The organism is Clostridium sp. DJ247, assembly GCF_014231265.1.
In genome coordinates this window covers 17,587-38,691 of sequence record NZ_JABAIW010000048.1, presented here as the reverse complement: position 1 = coordinate 38,691, position 21,105 = coordinate 17,587, and the positions used below count along the sequence as shown (strand labels likewise).

20 protein-coding genes and 1 riboswitch are annotated in these 21,105 nt (G+C 31.8%); all 20 genes read left to right on the top strand.

Features of this window, described 5'->3' with window-relative positions:
* The first annotated feature begins 556 nt into the window (after positions 1-556).
* The 20 genes from aroF (at position 557) to HGI79_RS17210 (ending at position 20,392) form a co-directional block, all read left to right on the top strand.
* Positions 557-1,570, top strand: coding sequence for a 3-deoxy-7-phosphoheptulonate synthase (gene aroF / locus HGI79_RS17305; protein ID WP_185651931.1), 1,014 nt, complete (start codon positions 557-559; stop codon positions 1,568-1,570).
* A gap of 20 nt (positions 1,571-1,590) precedes the next feature.
* Positions 1,591-2,448, top strand: a complete 858-nt coding sequence (locus tag HGI79_RS17300; protein WP_185651930.1) for a prephenate dehydrogenase — start codon at positions 1,591-1,593, stop codon at positions 2,446-2,448.
* A 1-nt stretch (position 2,449) separates the two neighbouring features.
* Positions 2,450-3,511: a 3-dehydroquinate synthase gene (gene aroB, locus HGI79_RS17295; RefSeq protein ID WP_185651929.1), complete on the top strand. Its 1,062-nt coding sequence runs from the start codon at positions 2,450-2,452 to the stop codon at positions 3,509-3,511.
* Between the two features lie 252 nt (positions 3,512-3,763).
* Positions 3,764-4,900, top strand: a complete 1,137-nt coding sequence (gene proB, locus HGI79_RS17290) for a glutamate 5-kinase (protein WP_185651928.1) — start codon at positions 3,764-3,766, stop codon at positions 4,898-4,900.
* 11 nt (positions 4,901-4,911) lie between these two features.
* Complete coding sequence (locus HGI79_RS17285; protein ID WP_185651927.1) at positions 4,912-6,168, top strand: glutamate-5-semialdehyde dehydrogenase; 1,257 nt, start codon at positions 4,912-4,914, stop codon at positions 6,166-6,168.
* 168 nt (positions 6,169-6,336) lie between these two features.
* A complete protein-coding gene (gene aroA / locus HGI79_RS17280; protein WP_185651926.1) occupies positions 6,337-7,623 on the top strand; it encodes a 3-phosphoshikimate 1-carboxyvinyltransferase in 1,287 nt (428 codons plus the stop codon).
* On the top strand, positions 7,601-8,686 hold the full coding sequence (gene aroC / locus HGI79_RS17275; RefSeq protein WP_185651925.1) for a chorismate synthase: 1,086 nt from the start codon (positions 7,601-7,603) through the stop codon (positions 8,684-8,686). Before aroA ends, aroC begins: the two co-directional genes overlap by 23 nt.
* A 61-nt stretch (positions 8,687-8,747) precedes the next feature.
* A complete protein-coding gene (locus HGI79_RS17270) occupies positions 8,748-9,938 on the top strand; it encodes a chorismate mutase (RefSeq protein ID WP_185651924.1) in 1,191 nt (396 codons plus the stop codon).
* 322 nt (positions 9,939-10,260) lie between these two features.
* Positions 10,261-11,061, top strand: coding sequence for a shikimate dehydrogenase (aroE, locus tag HGI79_RS17265; protein WP_185651923.1), 801 nt, complete (start codon positions 10,261-10,263; stop codon positions 11,059-11,061).
* Between the two features lie 25 nt (positions 11,062-11,086).
* A complete protein-coding gene (locus HGI79_RS17260; protein ID WP_185651934.1) occupies positions 11,087-11,599 on the top strand; it encodes a shikimate kinase in 513 nt (170 codons plus the stop codon).
* A 101-nt stretch (positions 11,600-11,700) separates the two neighbouring features.
* Positions 11,701-12,465, top strand: a complete 765-nt coding sequence (aroD, locus tag HGI79_RS17255; RefSeq protein WP_185651922.1) for a type I 3-dehydroquinate dehydratase — start codon at positions 11,701-11,703, stop codon at positions 12,463-12,465.
* A gap of 650 nt (positions 12,466-13,115) precedes the next feature.
* Positions 13,116-14,546 (top strand): anthranilate synthase component I, encoded by a 1,431-nt coding sequence (gene trpE, locus HGI79_RS17250; protein ID WP_185651921.1) that lies wholly within the window; start codon positions 13,116-13,118, stop codon positions 14,544-14,546.
* Positions 14,547-15,137, top strand: a complete 591-nt coding sequence (locus tag HGI79_RS17245) for an aminodeoxychorismate/anthranilate synthase component II (RefSeq protein WP_185651920.1) — start codon at positions 14,547-14,549, stop codon at positions 15,135-15,137.
* Positions 15,118-16,131, top strand: coding sequence for an anthranilate phosphoribosyltransferase (gene trpD, locus HGI79_RS17240; RefSeq protein ID WP_185651933.1), 1,014 nt, complete (start codon positions 15,118-15,120; stop codon positions 16,129-16,131). The genes HGI79_RS17245 and trpD overlap by 20 nt, the downstream gene beginning before the upstream one ends.
* A 2-nt stretch (positions 16,132-16,133) precedes the next feature.
* Entirely contained in the window at positions 16,134-16,913 is a 780-nt protein-coding gene (trpC, locus tag HGI79_RS17235) for an indole-3-glycerol phosphate synthase TrpC (protein WP_185651919.1), read from the top strand.
* A gap of 20 nt (positions 16,914-16,933) precedes the next feature.
* Positions 16,934-17,581 carry a phosphoribosylanthranilate isomerase gene (locus tag HGI79_RS17230; RefSeq protein ID WP_185651918.1) on the top strand — a complete coding sequence of 216 codons (648 nt, stop codon included), beginning with the start codon at positions 16,934-16,936 and terminating at the stop codon, positions 17,579-17,581.
* Positions 17,578-18,747, top strand: coding sequence for a tryptophan synthase subunit beta (gene trpB / locus HGI79_RS17225; RefSeq protein ID WP_185651917.1), 1,170 nt, complete (start codon positions 17,578-17,580; stop codon positions 18,745-18,747). The genes HGI79_RS17230 and trpB overlap by 4 nt, the downstream gene beginning before the upstream one ends.
* Positions 18,748-19,093: 346 nt before the next feature.
* Positions 19,094-19,885 carry a tryptophan synthase subunit alpha gene (gene trpA / locus HGI79_RS17220; RefSeq protein ID WP_185651916.1) on the top strand — a complete coding sequence of 264 codons (792 nt, stop codon included), beginning with the start codon at positions 19,094-19,096 and terminating at the stop codon, positions 19,883-19,885.
* Between the two features lie 69 nt (positions 19,886-19,954).
* On the top strand, positions 19,955-20,056 hold the full coding sequence (locus HGI79_RS23735) for a diguanylate cyclase domain-containing protein (RefSeq protein ID WP_185651932.1): 102 nt from the start codon (positions 19,955-19,957) through the stop codon (positions 20,054-20,056).
* A gap of 114 nt (positions 20,057-20,170) precedes the next feature.
* On the top strand, positions 20,171-20,392 hold the full coding sequence (locus HGI79_RS17210) for a hypothetical protein (protein WP_185651915.1): 222 nt from the start codon (positions 20,171-20,173) through the stop codon (positions 20,390-20,392).
* Positions 20,393-20,928: 536 nt separating this feature from the next.
* Positions 20,929-21,018: riboswitch (cyclic di-GMP riboswitch) on the top strand.
* Positions 21,019-21,105 lie beyond the last annotated feature (87 nt).

The window sequence follows — 21,105 nt, the reverse complement described above, 5'->3', positions numbered from 1 at the left end:
ATAATTTTTATAAAAAATTAAATACTTTTTATTGACATATTATTTTTATGTAGTATAATAACTATTAAGTACAAAATTATCTTTTTAGTTTTGTATGTCTGAATAATAAATATGTTTAATAAAATAAGTTATTTTTACTATAAAATTAATAGGTATAACCATTAATAGATACATTTGTAGGATTTTGTAGCATTGTGTAGGAAAATGGAGGTTTATATTATGGGAAATATCATTAGAAAGAGATTAAGTGAAAACTTTTATTTTTATTTTAACTGGGGCTATTTTTACTTTTTTAGCGCTGGTTATTTCTACTGCAAAAAAATAATAGTTGCCTTTCTAATGAGTTTAATAAATCGAAATACATCCTATAGGCAAAATTTTATAGGTGTAACGTCATAGGTTTGATTTATTTAAAAGGCTCATTGGAGCCTTATTTTTTTACAATATAATACCTTTATTAATATATAATAATTCCTTTAGCCGGCAATGGAATTATAAAAATATATAAATTTATAAGTTAGAATATAAGATTATAAAAATCAAGGAGGATCATTTTATGATAGTAATAATGAGAGCTGATGCACCAAAAGAGGAAATAATGAAACTTAAAGGAAGAATAGAAACAGAAAACTGTAAAGTTAACGTGTCAGAAGGGGAAAATTACACTGTATTAGGAATTGTAGGAGACACTACTACTGTTGATCCTAAAAAAATTGAAGCTAATGAATTTGTGGAAAGAGTTACTAAAGTACAACAACCTTACAAACTAGCAAACAGATTATTCCACCCACAGGATTCGGTAATAGATGTTAATGGAAAAACCATAGGGGGACATAAGCTAGCTATTATAGCAGGTCCTTGTTCAGTTGAAAGTGAAGAACAAATAGTAGAAATTGCAAAGATGGTAAAAGAAAGTGGTGCAGGATTCCTTAGAGGGGGAGCTTTTAAGCCAAGAACTTCACCGTATAGCTTTCAGGGACTTAGACAAGAAGGTTTGGAGCTTTTAAAGATAGCTAGAGAAATAACTGGATTACCAATTGTAACTGAGCTTATGTCTGCAGATATGATAGATACCTTTGTTGAAGATGTAGATATTATACAAATCGGTGCAAGAAACATGCAAAACTTCGAGCTTTTAAAGGAGCTTGGAAAAACAAATAAAACTATACTTCTAAAAAGAGGTTTATCTTCAACTATTGAAGAATTGCTTATGTCTGCTGAATATATAATGGCAGGAGGTAATGAAAATGTAATTTTGTGTGAAAGAGGTATAAGAACTTTTGAAAACTACACAAGAAATACATTAGATATTAGTGCTATTCCTGTTATAAAGAAATTAAGTCATTTACCTATAATAATAGATCCAAGTCATTCAGCTGGAATGTGGTGGGCAGTAGAACCTTTATCTAAGGCAGCAATAGCCGCTGGAGCAGATGGAATTATTATTGAGGTTCATAATGATCCAGCTAATGCTAAATGTGATGGACAACAGTCTATAAAACCTGTAAAATTCGATAAACTTATGCAGGATTTAGCTAAAATAGCTGAAATAGAAAATAGAGAAATTTAAAATTTTTAGGGGGGCTATTCTTGGAAGATTATGACTTTAATTTTAAAATAACTATTGTAGGGTTAGGATTAATAGGGGGATCTTATGCCATGGCACTTAGAAAATTAGGACCCTTGCAAATAACTGCCATTGACATGGATGATGATGCCCTAGACGAAGCTTTGGATATGGGAATAATAGACGCTGGTTATAAGGATGGAAAAGTAGCTTTAAGAGATGCCGATTTGGTAATAATAGCTCTCTACCCTGAACAGACCATTAAGTTCGTACAAGATAACATTGATAACTTTAAGAAGGACGCTGTAATCACAGATACCTGTGGGGTAAAAATGCAACTGGTAGAAAAGATAAATTCTTTTCTACCACCATATTTAGATTTTGTTGCAGCACATCCTATGGCAGGTAGGGAATCACAAGGATTAAAAGCTGCTTCAGAAGAAATTTTTAATAATGCAAATTATATAATTACTCCTAATGAGAGAAACAAGGAAGAAAATATAAAGCTAGTAGACAAAATGGCAAGAGCAATAGGGTGTAAAAATGTGGTATATATTACCCCGGAGGAACATGATAAGATAATATCTTTCACAAGTCAACTGCCACATGTTATAGCGGTTTCTCTTATGACGTGTCACACTGAAGAAGATAATATAGGTGTGTTTACTGGAGGAAGCTTTAAGGATGCAACTCGTGTTGCTGTAATTAATTCAGCGTTATGGTCTGAGTTGTTTAAATTAAATTCGGATAATTTAGTTGAGGAAATCGAAAAATTTCAGCAGAGTATGGAAGAAATAAAAAATGCTATAAAAGCTAAAGACATGGATACTTTAAATTCTGTTTTTAATAATGCTACTGCAAAAAGAAGGAAGATGATTTAAAATGAAAACACTAGAGGTAAAACTTAAAGATAAAAATTATAATATCTACATAGAAAAAAATATTTTAAAGCAAGTAGGAAAATATTTATCAGAAACATACAAGGGTAGAAAAATAGCTATAATTACAGATCATAACTTAGAAAGATTGTATGGAGATACCATAAGAAATGTTCTTGAGGAAAGTGGATTTAATGTAAATATTATATCTATAAAGCCAGGGGAAGAAAGTAAATCCATAGATACCCTGCAGGAAGTATATAAAAAGCTTTGTGAGTTTAAAATTGTAAGAAAAGATTTAATAATTGCTTTAGGTGGAGGTGTTGTAGGAGATTTATCAGGCTTTGCAGCATCTACTTATTTGAGGGGAATCCCATACATACAAATACCTACATCCTTATTAGCACAGGTTGACAGTAGTGTTGGTGGGAAAGTAGCTGTAGACTTACCTTGGGGTAAAAATCTTGTGGGAAGCTTCTATCATCCAGATGCTGTATTTATAGATCCAGAAGTTCTAAAAACTTTAGATAAGAGATTTTTTTATGACGGTTTAGCGGAAGTTATAAAATATGGATTTATAAGAGATAAAAATATAATAGATAAACTTATGAACTATAAAAATGATGAAGAACTTCTAGAAAATATAGAAGAGATAATATACACTTGTTGTAATATAAAGAAAACCATAGTTGAGGCTGATGAAAAGGACTTTGGAGATAGAATGTTGTTAAATTTCGGACACACCTTAGGTCATGCTGTGGAAAAATATTTCAACTTTAAAAATTACACTCATGGAGAAGCTGTAGCAATTGGTATGGTGCAAATTACTAAGAAAAGCGAGGAACTTCAAATAACAGAAAAAGGTGCTTCTGAATGCATAATTCAGGTATTAAAGAAATACAATCTACCATACGAAATGCCTTTAATGGATAGGGAAGCTGTAATAGATACTTTAACTCTAGATAAAAAGAATATAGGAGAACATATAAATTTAATTGTGCTAAAAAACATAGGTGAAGCAGTAATTGAAAAAATAAAAACTAATGAAGTGGAAAAATATATTTAATATTAGTTTTCTAAGGTTTTTTTATTAATCAGATAAAGTATGTACAAATAACGTATAAATACAAAATTTAACTTTCTATTAATGTAAATTATCTGATATAATATAAAAAATCGTAGAATTTTAACTAATACTATTGTTATCCTCCAATGTGAGAATTATATACTAAGGAATAATCTCATATTGGAGAATAACATAGGTTTTAAATACTGTTAGCCTAAAGGAGGTACAAACTATTTTATATAGTTAACTATTATGAATGCAGATAGAAAACAATACTTAGAAAATATAAAAAGAATAGTTGTAAAAGTAGGCAGTTCAACCTTAACTCATAATACAGGTAATCTTAATTTATGTCGCATAGAAAAAATTGTAAGACAATTAGTGGATATACATAATAGAAACATAGAGATTGTACTTGTATCTTCTGGAGCTGTTGCTGCAGGGAGAGGTAAATTAGGAATAAAATGCCGTCCTAAAACTATGCCGGAAAAACAAGCGGCAGCAGCTGTTGGCCAAGGAATTTTATTACATATGTATGAAAAAATGTTCTCTGAATATGGAAAGACCGTTGCACAAATTCTTTTAACTAGAGAGGATATTTCACAACGTGGAAGATTTTTAAATTCTCGCAATACTTTTTTTGCACTTTTTGAACAGGGTGTTATTCCAATTGTAAATGAAAATGATGTTATAGCTGTAGACGAAATAAAGTTTGGGGATAACGATAACCTATCTGCTATGGTTGCTAGCTTAGTAGAAGCTGATTTACTTATAATACTTAGCGATATTGATGGTTTATACGATTCCAATCCTAAAGATAATCCAGATGCTAAGCTTATTTATAATGTAGAAAAAATTACACAGCAAATAGAAGCCTCAGCAGGGGGAGCAGGAAGTGATTTAGGAACAGGAGGAATGGCAACTAAGGTTAATGCAGCAAAAATTGCCACATCTTCCGGTGCATCCATGTTTATTTTAAATGGAAATGCTCACAATATAATAAATGATGCATTAGATGGTGAATTAATAGGAACATTATTTAAAGCAGAGGAAAATCATCTGCAGGCAAAGAAGCACTGGATAGCCTTCGGAACAAGGCCACAGTCAAAAATTGTTGTAGATAGTGGTGCAGAAGAAGCCTTGATTAAAAAAAATAAGAGTCTGCTGCCTAAGGGAATAGTCTCTGTAGATGGGGTATTTAATGCAGGAGAAGTAGTATCTATAGTGAACAAGGAAGGAATGGAACTAGCTCACGGAATTTGCAATTATAGTTCTGTAGAAATAAATTTTATTAAAGGTCTTGATACTTCACTTATAGAAGATAAACTAGGTCATAAGGATTATGACGAAATAGTTCATAAGAATAATCTAGTTATATTAAAGATATAGGAGGAAGAAAAGTGAATATAGAACAGTATGTAATTGAAAAAGCAAAGCTTGCAAAAGAAGCTGCAAGAAAACTGTCCAGTACCAATGCAAAAGATAAGAACAAAGCTTTGTTAAAAATGGCAGATTCCTTAATAGATAATATGGAAGAAATCTTGAAAGCCAATGCAACGGATATTGAAAATGGAAGAAACAAAGGGCTAACCCAGGCTTTATTAGATAGGCTGCTGCTAAACGAAGCAAGAATAAAAGACATGGCACAAGGTCTAAAAAGTGTGGCTGCACTTGAAGATCCAAATGGCGAAGTAATTAAAATGTGGAAAACACCTAATGATCTTAAAATCGGGCAAATAAGAGTACCTCTAGGTGTAATAGGTATTATATATGAAGCACGTCCAAATGTAACTGTAGATGCTGCTGCTCTATGCTTAAAATCTGGAAATGCTGTAATTTTAAAAGGTGGTTCTGAAGCTCTCAATTCTAATACAGTTATAGCTAACATAATATCAACGGCTGCTATTGAAAGTGGTATGCCTGAGGGCTGTATTCAGCTTATTGAAGTTGCGGACAGAGAAGCTGTTAATGTAATGATGAAGCTAAACGGATATATAGACGTATTAATACCAAGAGGTGGAGCAGGTCTAATAAATGCAGTAGTTAAAAATTCCACAGTTCCTGTTATTGAGACTGGAGTGGGTAATTGTCATGTATTTGTAGATGCAGATGGAGATTTGAAAGCTGCAGAAGATATAGTAGCAAATGCAAAAACTCAAAGACCAGCGGTATGCAATGCTATGGAAACATTGCTTGTGCATAAGGATGTGGCAGAAGAATTTCTACCTAAGCTAGTAAATCGCTTAAAAGCTTTAGGGGTAGAAATGAGAGGCTGTGCGGCTACGCAAAATATAGTTAAAGACATAAAGGCAGCCTCAGAGGAAGATTGGGGCACTGAATATTTAGATTTAATACTAGCAATAAAGGTTGTAAGCTCTTTAGATGAAGCATTAGATCATATTTATAAATATGGTACTAAGCATTCAGAAGCAATAATTACTAACAATTATTCAAACTCTCAAAGATTTCTGCAAGAAGTAGATGCAGCTGCAGTATATGTTAATGCATCCACTCGTTTTACAGATGGAAGTGAGTTTGGTTTTGGAGCGGAAATAGGTATAAGCACTCAAAAGCTTCATGCTAGAGGACCTATGGGGCTAAAGGAGCTTACAAGTACTAAATATATAATTTATGGACAGGGTCAAATAAGAGAGTAATTTATCCGATGACTAAAATTCAGATGGGGTCAAGACACCACATGAATTAAGTTTCACTTTATAGTTTTCACTGTGCAAAAATGATTAACAAAATTTATTTGTTAATCATTTTTATACACTTCATAATAAGAATTGTTGTGATTTTTTAAATTTAGGGAGGGCTAATTTTTGAAAAATGTAGTTATTAATCCAAGTAATCTTAAGGGGCAAGTTGTAGTTCCATCTTCAAAAAGTGTCTGTCATAGAGCAGTAATTTGTGCAGGTCTTTCTGAAGGACATATTGATATAGATAACGTAGTTTTTTCTCAAGACATAAAAGCTACCTGTGGTGCCATGAGTAATTTAGGAGTAGATGTTGAAATGCATATAGACTCTTCTAAAATAAAGATAAATGGTAAATCAGAGGTTAGCTCAAAAGAAGTTGCTTTAGATTGTTATGAGTCAGGATCTACACTAAGATTTTTTATACCTGTAGCTGTAGCTTTAGGAAAAAAGGTTACCTTTGAAGGTAGAGGTAAGCTTGTAGAAAGACCATTAGATGATTATTACAAAATATTTGATGAACAAGGTATCCACTATGAAAATGTAGATGGAAAACTTCCTTTAACAATTGATGGAAAGTTAAAGCCTGGTGAATACAGAATTAAAGGTGATGTAAGCTCACAATTTATTACAGGTCTATTATTTGCACTTCCGCTATTAGATGGAGAATCAAAGATAATAGTTACAACAGAACTTGAATCTAAGCCTTATGTAGACTTAACTATTGATACTCTTAAAAAGTTTTCTATTCATGTGGAAAATAAAAATTATAGAGAGTTTATAATAAAAGGAAACCAAAAGTATAAAGCTGTAGACTACTATGTTGAAGGAGATTTTTCTCAAGCAGCCTTTTGGTTAGTAGCTGGTGCCTTAGGAGCAGATGTAACTTGTACTGGTATGAATATAGATTCTCTTCAGGGCGATAAAGCTATAATAGAAATAATTAGAAGCATGGGTGGAGAAATTTCTATTGAAGGAGATAAAATTAAAGCATTACCTTCTAAAACAAAAGGAGCAGTTATAGACGCTGCACAGTGTCCGGATCTTGTACCTGTAGTAACCGTATTAGCAGCATTAAGTGAAGGTACTACAGAAATAATAAATGCTGCAAGATTAAGATTTAAAGAATCTGACAGACTTAAAGCTATAACTACGGAATTAAATAAAATTGGAGCAGATATTGAAGAAAAGGAAGATGGTTTAATAATAAGAGGTAAGGGTTCACTTACAGGTGGAACTGTAGATAGCTGGAACGATCATCGTATAGCTATGGCTATGGCAGTAGCTTCTATTAGATGTAAAGAACCTATTATAATAACAGATGCTCACAGTGTAAATAAATCATATCCTACTTTTTGGCAAGAATTCGGTAAATTAGGAGGTAACGTAAATGAGTGGAGTTTGGGGAAATAAATTAAAGTTCTCTATTTTTGGGGAATCTCATGGAACAGCTATAGGTATAAATATCTCTGGATTACAGCCAGGTATAGAGTTAGATTTAGATTACATAAATAAGGAAATGGCTAGAAGAGCCCCTGGAAACAGTGAGCTAACAACTCCTAGAAAAGAAGAAGATAAAGTTGAAATACTAAGTGGATATTTTAATGGTAGAACAACAGGTGCACCTCTTTGTGCTGTAATTTACAACAAAAATCAGCACTCAAAAGATTATAGTAAAACTAAGAATTTGATGAGACCCGCACATGGAGATTTTACTGGATTTATTAAATACAACGGTTTTAATGATTATAGAGGAGGAGGACACTTTTCTGGAAGATTAACAGCGCCTCTAGTGTTTGCTGGTGCTATATGTAAACAGATTTTACAGCAAAAGGGTATAGTTATTGGAAGCCACGTGAAAAGTATATTAGATATACAAGATGAAGGTTTTAATAGAGTAGAAGTTAACGCTGAAACATTAAAAACATTAACTGAAAACTCTTTTCCAGTACTAAATAAAGAAGTAGAAGCCAAAATGAAAGAGGCTATAATAAAAGCTAGAAGTGAAAAAGATTCTGTAGGTGGAGTTATAGAAACAGCTGTAGTTAACTTGCCAGTAGGTCTTGGTGAACCATTCTTCGATTCAGTAGAAAGTACTCTAGCCCACGTAATATTTTCCGTACCAGCAGTAAAAGGTATAGAATTTGGAGCGGGTTTTGACATTACTAAAATAAGAGGATCTGAAGCCAATGACGAATATCATATGGAAAATGACAGAATTGTAACTGATACGAATAATAACGGAGGTATACTTGGGGGAATTACCAACGGAATGCCGTTAGTTTTCAGAGTAGCTATAAAACCTACTCCATCCATTGCTAAAGCTCAAAAAACAGTTGATATAGAAAAGAAAGAAAATGCTGAAATAGAGATAGTAGGAAGACATGACCCTTGTATTGTACCTAGAGCTCTACCAGTGCTAGAAGCTGTTACAGCTATAGCACTATTAGATTTAATTCAGCTAGTTGGAGTTTAAGCCTATTTTTAGGCTTAACTCTCTCTATGTAAAGAATTTCATATAGGAGGAAGTAGTAGGTATGGAGGATTTAAACTGGTTAAGGAAAGAAATTAATAAGATTGATGAAGAATTAGTAAAGTTATTTGAAAAAAGAATGGAAATAGTGTACAAAGTAGCTGAATATAAAATAAAAAATTCTATGAAAGTATTAGATAGAGAAAGAGAAGTACAAGTTATAAGTAAATCCATTGAATATGTGAAAGATCAGTCTCTTAAGGATGAGGTAAAAGAGTTTTTTGAATCTGTTATGGCTATAAGCAGAAAAATACAAGAGCAAAGAATAGAAGCTGCTTCTAATTGTAGTGTAGCAGAAAAAAAAGAACCCAACCAAGAGAATGATTTACATATATCTGCTGTAGATGAAAATAAGAAAGCAGAGAAGGTTAAAGTTTCTGGCAAGGTAGGCTTTCAAGGAGTTTTAGGATCTTTTAGCCATGAAGCATTAACAGAATATTTTGATGAAGAAACACAGGTAATGGGGTATCAGAACTTTAAAGATGTGTTTGAAGCACTAGAAAAGGATGAAATAGAGTTCGGAGTTCTACCCATTGAAAACTCATCTACAGGAGGTATTTCAGAGGTTTGTGATTTGCTGGGTAAATATGGATTCTTCATAGTAGGGGAGAAATGCATAAAAGTTGATCATAATTTACTTGCAGTTCACGGTGCGGAGTTATCAGATATAGAAGAAGTATATTCACATAATCAAGGTTTTTTACAAAGTAAGAATTTTTTAGATGAATACCCAAACTGGAAACTAATACCTTATTTTAATACAGCAAAAAGTGCCCAATATGTTAGTGAAGAAAAAGCAAAAAATAAGGCTTGTATTTCAAATAAAAAGTGTGCTGAATTGTATGGTTTAAAGTTTTTAAAGGAAAATATAAATTATAATAGTAATAACTATACTAGATTTATAGTTATAGGAAGAAATATGCAGGTACAGGAAGATTCTAATAAAATAAGTATAGTTGTAGCACTGCCTCATGACGTAGGAGCACTGCATAATGTATTAAGACATTTTGCTGACAATGATTTAAATATGTTGAAAATAGAATCAAGACCTATGGCGGAGAAATCTTGGCAATACTTTTTCTATATAGATTTTTCAGGTAATATACTAAAGGAAAATGCGAAAAAGGCATTAAAGGGTATACAGTATGAAAGTCTTTATTTTAAGCTCTTAGGGAACTACAATAAGGACATGTAATTTAGTATATGGGGTTCTAGGTGGGAAACTTAACTTATACGTAGGAATATGATGCCAAAACTGATGGCACTTTTAAAAACTTTTTTATTAGTCTTAGTGAAGTGTTTTTGAAAATCTTAGGAGCTTTGATATGTTTGAGGTACGAGTTTATCAAAGGTTCTTAGATTTTCATAAACACGAACTTTAGACTAATTAAAAGTTTTTAACGTGCCGAAGTTTGGTAGCATATTCCGGAGTATAAGTTAAATTTCGGGCATGGTTATCTATATATAGAATCACAGTAAAAGATTAAGTAGAATAAAACAAAAGTGAGGTTAGGTAAATGAGGGGCTTTTATGGACTTATAGGGGAGAAGCTTGGTCATAGTTTATCTCCACAAATACATAATAAATTTTTTCGAAAGACAAATTCAGAGGGGTCATATAATTTATTTGAAATAAAGAGAGAGAATCTAAAGCAAGCTGTTGAGGGATTAAAAGCACTGGGTGCTAAGGGTGTAAATGTAACTATACCTTATAAAATCGATATAATTCAGTATCTAGATAAGCTTTCACCAGAGGCTGAAAAAATTGGAGCTATTAATACTATAGCTTTTAATAATGGAACTGTTACAGGGTATAATACAGATTATTATGGTTTTGGGGCATCTTTAAGAAAAGCTAATGTGAACATTGAAAATAAGAATGCTGTGCTATTAGGTACTGGAGGAGTATCTAAAGCAGTAGTTCAGTATCTTATAGATAATAAGATAAATGATATCATTTATGTAAGCAGAAATCCTGAAAGTGTAGAAGATATTAAGGAATTTAAAATAATATCCTATGATGACATGGAAGGCTTAGGCAATAGCGACATAATTATAAATTGTACTCCTTGCGGAATGTATCCAAAAGTAGAGGATTCTCCTGTAAGTAAAGATATACTAAGTAAGTTCTCTACAGCAGTAGATTTAATATATAATCCAGAGGAAACGGTCTTTCTAAAACATGCAAAGGAATTAAAACTTAATACTGTAAATGGATTATATATGTTAGTAGCACAAGCAATAGCAGCTCAGGAAATATGGCAAGAAGTAAAAATTAAAGATGAAATTGTAGAAAGTATATACGAAGAGTTAAGATAGCATATTGGAAGTTGGTGTTATGATAATGTATACTTCAGATAAAAATATTGTTTTAATAGGTATGCCAGGCTGTGGGAAAAGCACTATAGGTAAGGAACTGGCGGAAAAGTTAGAAATTAGGTTTGTTGATGTAGATAAATTTATAGAGGAAAAGAATGATAAAACTATTCCACAATTATTTGAACAGGGAGAACAATATTTTAGAAAACTGGAAAGTGAAGCTATTTATGAAGTAAGTAGAGAAAAAAGAGTAGTGCTATCTACAGGTGGAGGAGTAGTTAAAAATTCTATAAATATAGAAATGCTAAAGACAAATGGTATAATAATTTTTATAGATAGACCTGTAGAAAAAATTGTAGAAGATGTATCTATTGCAGACAGGCCTCTCTTAAAGCAGGGAGCAAATAAATTATATGAACTTTATAATGAGAGATATGAGCTTTATAAAAAATATTGTAATTTTAGAATTGTAAATGATGGAGAAATGGAAGAGACCTTAGAAAAAATAATGGAAGCAATATTATCTTGTAGCAATTGAGTACTTTGCAGTCTAACACAGAATATTAACTATTTTGTCCAGGGAATGGGCGCTTTGTTCTAGCACAAAACATGGAGTTCTTTTTGAAAGGATGAATATTAATGAAAAAAGTAGTTACTATTAAAGATGTTACAATTGGTGAAGGCCTACCTAAAATTTGTGTACCAATGGTAGGAGAAACTATTTCTCAACTTGTAGAGGAAGCCAATTTTTTAAAAGACCTTGATTTCGATGTTGTAGAATGGCGTGTAGATTTCTTTGAACATGTTACCAATATAGAAAAGGTTAAGGAGGCACTACAAGAAATTAGAGGAATACTAGCTGATAAGCCTATTATTTTTACATTCCGTAGTGCTAAAGAAGGTGGAGAGAAAGAAGTTAGTACAGAATTTTACGTTAAATTAAATAAATCCATTGCTAATACGAAACTAGTTGAGGTTATAGATGTGGAATTATTTAACGATGAAAAAGATATAAAGGAATTAATTCAAGTAGCTCACGAAAATAATGTGGCAGTTATTATTTCTAATCATGATTTCCATAAGACACCACCAAAGGAAGAGATTATATCACGATTACGTAAGGCTGAGGAATTAGGTGGGGACATTCCTAAAATTGCAGTGATGCCTACTTGTGTTACAGATGTAATTACACTGTTAGATGCTACACGTATAATGAAAGAAGAATATGCTAATGGTCCTATTATAACAATGTCTATGGCAGGAAAAGGTGTTATCAGTAGATTGTCAGGTGAGCTCTTTGGTTCAGACTTGACTTTCGGTGCAGCTAAAAAGGTTTCTGCACCAGGACAAATTTCTGTGGTGGACTTACGTAAAACTATTCAGTTACTTCACAATAACCTGTAAAGATTTGGAACGTGAAAAGCAAATGTTTTAAAGTGTTTTAATTAAAAAGTAAAGTTCTAATATGTATGAAGGATTGAAGAAAAGTATATGTCTTGCGAATATTAAGAAAAATTTTTAAATTTATTATTGACAATTTATATGAAAAAGTATATTATTTTATTAAAGAGAATTAAAATCGACGAAGAGAAGAAGTAAATACAGGAGTTTAGTTTAAGCGAGTTTGGAATGGTGGAAGCCAAATACTGTAGCCTATATTGAATGGGTCTCTGAGATGTGATGCGAAGTAGTAGTAGCAATAACCGGTAGTCTACCGTTAAAAAGACAGGGTATCGATTATAATCTGTACCTGAAAGAGAAAGTTTTGTACTAAGGTGGCATAACGAAAGTTTAACATTTCGTCCTTTGAAAGGGTGAAGTGTTTTTTATTTTTATAAAACATACACAATTTAAGAATACATAGTTACAATATTAAAAGTATTTAACCTGTTAAAATTGATGTATGATTTTAAAACTATTTTATGTTGTATGCCTTTATACCTTAAGTAAAACGGAAAATGGGTGGCACCACGGTCACTTCGTCCCATTATATGGAGGAAGTGGCCTTTTTTGTTATAGATTTTTATTTGATTTTGAAACAAGAGGTGATATTAATGATAAGTTTATCAGAAAAAGAATTTTTAGAATATAAGAGTTTAAATAAGGTATTCCCAATATATTTACAAGTTAACGCAGATGAGCTTACTCCTATAAGAATTTATTATAATTTAGTTGGAAAAAACAAATTTTTATTAGAAAGTGTCTATTCCGAGAGAGAAATAGGAAGATACTCTTTTAGTGGTGTAGACCCATATATGACAATAAAGAGCTACGGTGAACAGATAACCATTAATAGCGACAAAGGTATTGAGCTCCATACAGGTAAGGTTTTAGACTATGTTAAAAAATATGTGAACTGTGAATATGATGCAGCTGGGCTGCCTATCCCTTTTGTAGGTGGAGCTATAGGCTATGTTGGTTATGATGTAATAAGACAATATGAGAAACTACCGGACAATAATAAAGATGAGCTAAATGTACCAGAAGCTTATTTAATGTTTTATAAGACTTTTGTATGCTACGATCATTTTGAACATAAAACCATAATAGCTTATAATGTATTTCCAGAAGATAAAGAAGATTATAATACTATAATATCAAAGCTTAATAAAATTAACTCCATGATTAAAGAAAACAATGGAATACATGAGTTTCAAGAAAATAACTTAAAGAAAGAATTTAAATCTAATATTGATGAAGAAAAATTTTGTAGCTTAGTAGAAAAAGCTAAGGAGTATATAAAAGCTGGAGACATATTTCAGGTGGTATTGTCTCAAAGATTAAAATTTGAAGTTGATTGTGATGCTTTTGATGTTTACAGAAGATTAAGATCCAAAAATCCATCACCATATCTTTTCTATATTGATTTTGAAGATTTTCAAATATGTGGTTCTTCACCAGAAAGTCTTGTTACTGTAAAGGATAGAAAAGTTATGACAAATCCTATTGCAGGAACTAGGCGTAGAGGGAAAACTGCAGAGGAGGATATAAAATTAAAAGAAGAACTTTTACAAGATGAAAAAGAGAAAGCAGAACATGTTATGTTGGTAGACCTAGGAAGAAATGATATAGGAAGAATAAGTGAATTTGGCACTGTAGAAGTAGATAAATTCATGGAAGTAGATCTTTACTCCCACGTAATGCACATAGTATCCATGGTAACTGGGAAATTAAAAAGTGAAGTAACTTGTTTTGATGCATTAAGTTCATGTCTTCCTGTTGGAACAGTATCAGGTGCCCCTAAAATTAGAGCTATGGAAATAATTGATGATCTTGAAGAAACTAGAAGGGGCATTTATGCAGGAGCAGTAGGGTACTTCTCCTATAATGGCAATATGGATACTTGTATTGCTATAAGAACAATAGTGTTTAAAGAAAAATCAGCTTATGTACAAGCGGGAGCGGGTATTGTATATGATTCTGTACCAAAGTCTGAATATATAGAAACGTTAAATAAAGCTATGGCTATGAGAGAGGTGATTTAATTGATACTAATAATAGATAACTATGACTCTTTTACCTATAACTTATATCAATATATTGGGGAGATATATGATAATATAAAGGTTGTAAGAAATGATGAGATAACAGTAGAAGATTTAAAGGATATGGATTTAGAGGGTATCATATTATCTCCAGGACCTGGTGTTCCTGAAAAGGCTGGAATATGTGTAGAGGTTATAAAAAAATATGAAGGTAAGGTACCTATTCTTGGTATTTGCCTGGGACACCAAGCTATTGGATACGCTTATGGCGGTAAAGTAACCAGAGCAGAAACTATAAAACACGGAAAAACTTCTATGATTAAACATGAAGACAACAGACTTTTCAAAGGAATAAAAAATAACCTAAGTGTTATGAGGTATCACTCCCTAACAGTTAATGAAGATATGCTGCCAGAAGAACTTTTGGTTACTGCTAAAAGCTTAGATGATAATGTAATAATGGCATTAAGACATAAAGAACATGATGTATATGGAGTACAATTTCATCCAGAATCCATATTTACAGAACAGGGAAAAGATATAATAAAAAATTTTCTAGAGGTGATATGTGGTGTTACAAGAAGTAATTAAAAAAATTGCAGATAGAAAAGATTTAACTGAAGCTGAAGCCTACAATGCTATAGATGGAATTATGAAGGGGCAAGAAACTTCATCACAGGTAGGAGCTTTTCTTTTGGGACTTAGAATGAAAGGCGAAACCATAAGTGAAATAACTGGAAGTGCTAAAGCTATGAGAGATAACGCTTCTCCTGTTAAGCTTAAATCAAATTATGTTATTGATACCTGTGGAACTGGGGGCGATGGTGGAAAAACCTTTAATATATCTACAGCAGTTTCTATAATTGCCGCTGCAGCTGGGGTTAAGGTAGCTAAACATGGTAATAGAGCTGTTTCAAGTAAAAGTGGAAGTGCAGATGTATTAGGAGAACTGGGTTTTAACATAGATTTGCAACCAGAGCAGGCAGCAAAATGTATTGATGAAAAGGGTATGGCATTTCTGTTTGCTCAAAGATATCACAGTGCAATGAAAAATGTTGCACCAATAAGAAAAGAATTAGGAATAAGAACTATATTCAATATATTAGGACCACTGACTAATCCAGCCTTTGCAAAAGGTCAAGTTTTAGGAGTATATAATAAAGATTTAACTAATACTTTGGCAAAGGTGCTTTTGAACTTAGGCTGTGAAAAAGCTTTGGTTGTATGCGGTGGTGATGGATTAGATGAAATAACAACCACTACCTTTACTTATGTAAGTGAAGTTAAAAATGGAGAAGTACTAGATTATATAATAAATCCTCAGGAGTTTGGAATAGATTTAGCAGCTTCAGAAGATATACAAGGTGGAAGTGCTAAGGAAAATGCAGATATAATAGTAGATATATTAAAAGGGAATAAAGGCTGCAAAAGAGATATTGTAGTTTTAAACAGTGCCGCAGCTTTATATGTAGGTAATGTATGTAAAGATATTAAAGATGGAATTAAGCTTGTGGAAGAGATTATAGATTCAGGTAAAGCCTATGAAAAATTGAATGAGCTTATTAAGTATAGTAAGGGGGTTTAATTATGATATTAGATGATATAGTAGCATATAAAAGGACACAGATAGAAAAAGAAAAGCAAATAACATCTATTGAAGACTATTATAATGGTTTAAAGGATATTAGCATAAGAGATTTTAAAAATGCATTAAACAAAGAAAAGATATCCATAATTGCAGAAATAAAAAAAGCATCTCCATCTAAAGGAATAATTAAGGAAGATTTTGATCCAGCAAAAATAGCAGATGTTTACGAAAAAGTAGATATAGATGCAGTATCTGTACTTACAGAAAGACAGTTTTTCAAGGGCAATGATGAATATATAGCAGAGGCCAAGCAAGTAAATTCCAAACCAATACTACGAAAAGATTTTATTATTGATGAGTACCAAGTAGTTCAGGCAAAAGCTATAGGTGCAGATGCAATTTTATTAATAGTAGCGGTACTGGGGGAAGATACAAAGAAATTTTATAGTTTTGCAAAAGAACTGGGATTACACTGTCTTACAGAAGTTCATAACGAAAAAGAAATGGATATAGCATTATCTGCAGGCTGCGATATTGTTGGTATAAATAACAGGGACCTTAGAGATTTTACCGTAGACTTAAAAACTACAGAAAAGCTTATGAAAGATATACCTAAAAATATCACATTAGTGTCTGAGAGTGGTATAAAAACCCCAGGTGATATTAGATATTTAAGTTCTCTTGGAGTAAACGCAGTGCTAATAGGGGAAACTTTTATGAGAAATATAGATAATATTGATTCAATTAAAAAGTTTCTTAGTGATTCAAAAGAAATTTAACAGTATTTAAGGAGCTAAATATGGCTAAGATAAAAATATGTGGTTTGAAAAGAACTGAAGATATAGAATATGCAAATAAGTTATTACCTGACTATGTTGGTTTTGTATTCGCCAAAAGTAAAAGAATGGTTACATTAGAACAGGCAAAAGAACTTATAAATTTGCTAGATAAAAGTATAAAAACTGTTGGAGTTTTTGTAAATGAAGATATTGAAAAAGTAAGATATATAGCAGAACAGTTAAAGCTTAATGTAATTCAGCTCCATGGAGAGGAAGGTCAAGAATATATAGAAAACTTTTCTGACTTTACTGTGTGGAAGTCTATGGGCATAAGTGTAGATACTGAGGACTTGTTAAATGAAATAAAAGAAAATCAAGCAAGAATAGATGAAGTAAGTAAGTGTCCAATTGAAGGAATACTTTTGGATAGCAGTGTTAAGGGTATCCAAGGTGGGACTGGAATAAATTTTAATTGGGATATCATAGAAAAATTTAATATCAATAAACCTTTAATTCTTGCAGGAGGGTTAAATCCTAAAAATGTGCAGCAGGCTGTAAAAGAAGTCAAGCCCTATGCTGTAGATGTATCCAGCGGCGTAGAGGTAAATGGAATAAAAAATTTTGATAAAATGAAAAAATTTATTGAGGAAGCGAGGAAAATAATATGAATGGAAGATTTGGAAAATTTGGAGGACAGTACGTAGCAGAAACTGCTATGAATGCACTAATAGAATTAGAAGAGGAATTTAACAAAGCTATAGCTGATGAAAAGTTTATGGAAGAGTACAGATATTATTTAAAGGAGTATTCAGGAAGAGAAACTCCTCTATATTATGCAGAAAACTTAACTAAAAAGCTAGGTGGAGCAAAGGTATATCTTAAAAGAGAGGATTTAAATCATACTGGTGCACATAAGATAAACAATGCATTAGGACAGGCTTTGTTAGCTAAAAGAATGGGCAAGAAAAGAGTTATAGCTGAAACTGGTGCAGGACAGCATGGAGTTGCTACAGCAACGGTAGCTGCTATGTTTGGCATGGAATGTGAAATATTTATGGGCGAAGAAGATATGGAAAGACAAGCTCTTAATGTGGTAAGAATGAGAATGCTGGGAGCCAAGGTTACAGCTGTAACTTCTGGTACAGCTACTCTTAAAGATGCTGTAAATGAAGCAATGAGAAATTGGATTACAAACATTGAAAATACTTTCTATGTTTTTGGGACAGCTGCTGGTCCACACCCTTATCCAATTATGGTAAGAGAATTTCAAAGAGTTATTGGTGATGAAGTTAAAAAGCAGATACTTGAAAAAGAAGGAAGACTTCCTGATTACATCATCGCATGTGTTGGTGGTGGTAGTAATGCCATAGGAATTTTCTATCCATTTATAGATGATACTTCTGTAAAACTTATTGGAGCTGAAGCTGCTGGACTTGGAGTGGATACAGATCAACATGCAGCAACTATAACTAAAGGTTCTGTTGGAGTTATTCATGGTATGATGACTTATGTACTTCAAGATGAAGAAGGACAAATAATGCCTGTATACTCTATATCTGCAGGACTTGATTACCCAGGTATTGGACCAGAACATGCTTATCTTGAAGATATAAAAAGAGCAGAGTATGTGCCTATTACAGACAAAGAGGCAGTAGATGCCTTCATGGAATTATGTAGAACAGAAGGAATAATTCCAGCTATAGAAAGTTCACATGCTTTAGCACAAGCTATTAAAATGGTACCTAAACTTGATAAAGACGAAATAGTCGTAGTTAACTTGTCAGGAAGAGGAGACAAGGATGTGGATACTATAGCTAAACTTTTGTCAATATAGATAGCCGTGCCCGAAATTTTACTTATATTCCGGCGTATATTACCATGTTTTGTCACATTAAATATTTTTTATTAGTCTAAAGCTCAAATGTGAGAAAATCTAAGAACTTTGATAAACTCGCTGCGCTCAAACATATCTAAAGTTCTAAGATTTTCCTCAAATTTTCGCTAAGACTAATTAAAAAATATTTAAATGTGACTTCAATATTGGTAATATACCCCTACATATAAGTGAAATTTAAGCTGCGGTATCTATGCAGGATTTTAACTTAGAGTCCTATAAATTGAAGACTTATTTATTATACTGATGTAAATTTAATAAGATTTCAGAAAAGAGAGGTTAAATTATGAATAGAATAGATGAAAGATTTCAATTGTTAAGAGAAAAAAATGAAAAAGCTATGATACCTTTTATAACAGCTGGGGATCCAGATTTGGATACTACAATAGATTTAGTATTAGCTATGGAAGAGGCTGGTGCAGATATTATAGAATTAGGAATTCCTTATTCTGATCCTTTTGCAGATGGTGTAACTATTCAAGAGGCTTCTATTAGAGCTTTGAATAGCGGAGCAAGGATTACAAAAATAATGGAAACTGTAAAGGTAATAAGAGAAAAAAGTAATATTCCTTTAGTATATATGATGTATTATAATTCTGCATTTAAGTATGGAATTGAAAAATTTATTGAGGAATGCAGCCAGGTTGGTATAGATGGTATTATTATACCTGATCTACCTATAGAAGAAAGAAAAGATGTTATGGATATAGCGGATAAATATAATGTATACTTAATACCTTTAGTGGCTCCTACTTCTAGTGAGCGTATTCAAGCTATAGCTAATAATTGTAAAGGCTTTGTATATTGTGTATCTACTAATGGAGTTACTGGTGCAAGACAGAAAATAGCTACAAATATTCCACAATACATGGAATTAGTATCACAATATACTGAAATGCCTAAAGGTTTAGGTTTTGGAATATCAAGTGCGGAAATGGCAAAGGAATTTAAACCTTATTGTGATGCCATTATTGTTGGAAGTGCTATCGTAAAAAAAATAGCAGAAGCTGAAAGTAAAGAAGCTGCGGTGGAAGCTGTAAGAAGCTTTGTAGCGGAAATAAAAGAAGTTTTACGTTAAAAACTTAAGAGAGTATTAAGCTCAAGTCCTAGATGTATATACGTGTCCGAAATTTAATTTAAGCTGTAGATATCTATAGATGTTAACAAATTTAAAAGTATAAATGATACCTATGGCGATGAAATAGGTGATAAGATAGAAGTTAGTATGGAGATTTTATTTCTGTACTAATTTTTGTTGTTAAGAGTATTTATAATTTTATTATCCATATAATATAAAAAAAGGTATGAAACTAATAATTATGTAGATATTGTTTATGATATTGTCAGGATGGAGGTGTTATGAATGAAGGATTGTGAGAATAATCTTACAATGATTCGAAATCTTGTAGGAGAGATAATTGAGGATGATCTTAAGTATGTAGATTATTATGTTTCTCAGTATTTAGGTATATTCATTCCAAATTTTTATAGGACATTTGCAGTATTTAAGCTGAAAAATAGCGTAGCAGTTACATGGACAATTGAAAAGAATTTTGCACCTAAAGAAAAAATTAGTCTTACATAATGATAGTAATACAAGCATGAATGAATCAGACTTTAAGATAGTTTTTAACTAAATTTATAATATAATATTAAGATGCCTAAAGAACTTGCGTATTAGTAAGTTCTTTTTTAGTGTGCTCAGTATGAGGAACAGCTAAAAATCTTCAAATTGATCCAGTACTTAAATTACTTTATTAGAAGTTACAATGGTATATCAAATTTATTATGAAAAAAAACTTCTTACTAGAAGTAGTATTAAAAATATTATTAAGTAAAATTAACAATATTTTTCAAAAATTTTTAATTATTATGTTGAAAATTGGTTTAATAAGTGTAATAATATAAAAAATAACAATTTTTAATATTAAAAGGCTATTTTATATATATTGCGTAGCAATATGTGGTAATCACATGTTTTATAGTATTTATTAATGTTTTGTTAAATCATAGCATTGTGCAGAAAACCTTAAATAAAACGTGTTTTAGATATTTACCATTTTATGTTGCACAACATTTATTAAATATCCTATAAAAATAAAAAATCATAAAAAACCTATATAATGATAATAGCACACTTACTGAAAGGTAAGGTCGCAAAGCTATGGGTCTAAGGAAAATTCTACTTTCTATGATTGCCAGGCCACCAAAATATAGTTATAACAATAATTTGTATATTTGTTTGTATTTTGGTGTCTATAATTTAAATTTATAGGCACCTTTTAATTTATCATTATT

Bases quoted from the DNA above. Each gene is read 5' to 3' on its own strand.
- aroF (WP_185651931.1), top strand. From the start codon at position 557: ATGATAGTAATAATGAGAGCTGATGCACCAAAAGAGGAAATAATGAAA.
- aroB (WP_185651929.1), top strand. From the start codon at position 2,450: ATGAAAACACTAGAGGTAAAACTTAAAGATAAAAATTATAATATCTAC.
- proB (WP_185651928.1), top strand. From the start codon at position 3,764: ATGAATGCAGATAGAAAACAATACTTAGAAAATATAAAAAGAATAGTT.
- aroC (WP_185651925.1), top strand. From the start codon at position 7,601: ATGAGTGGAGTTTGGGGAAATAAATTAAAGTTCTCTATTTTTGGGGAA.
- HGI79_RS17270 (WP_185651924.1), top strand. From the start codon at position 8,748: ATGGAGGATTTAAACTGGTTAAGGAAAGAAATTAATAAGATTGATGAA.
- aroE (WP_185651923.1), top strand. From the start codon at position 10,261: ATGAGGGGCTTTTATGGACTTATAGGGGAGAAGCTTGGTCATAGTTTA.
- HGI79_RS17260 (WP_185651934.1), top strand. From the start codon at position 11,087: ATGTATACTTCAGATAAAAATATTGTTTTAATAGGTATGCCAGGCTGT.
- aroD (WP_185651922.1), top strand. From the start codon at position 11,701: ATGAAAAAAGTAGTTACTATTAAAGATGTTACAATTGGTGAAGGCCTA.
- trpE (WP_185651921.1), top strand. From the start codon at position 13,116: ATGATAAGTTTATCAGAAAAAGAATTTTTAGAATATAAGAGTTTAAAT.
- trpC (WP_185651919.1), top strand. From the start codon at position 16,134: ATGATATTAGATGATATAGTAGCATATAAAAGGACACAGATAGAAAAA.
- HGI79_RS17230 (WP_185651918.1), top strand. From the start codon at position 16,934: ATGGCTAAGATAAAAATATGTGGTTTGAAAAGAACTGAAGATATAGAA.
- trpB (WP_185651917.1), top strand. From the start codon at position 17,578: ATGAATGGAAGATTTGGAAAATTTGGAGGACAGTACGTAGCAGAAACT.
- trpA (WP_185651916.1), top strand. From the start codon at position 19,094: ATGAATAGAATAGATGAAAGATTTCAATTGTTAAGAGAAAAAAATGAA.
- HGI79_RS17210 (WP_185651915.1), top strand. From the start codon at position 20,171: ATGAAGGATTGTGAGAATAATCTTACAATGATTCGAAATCTTGTAGGA.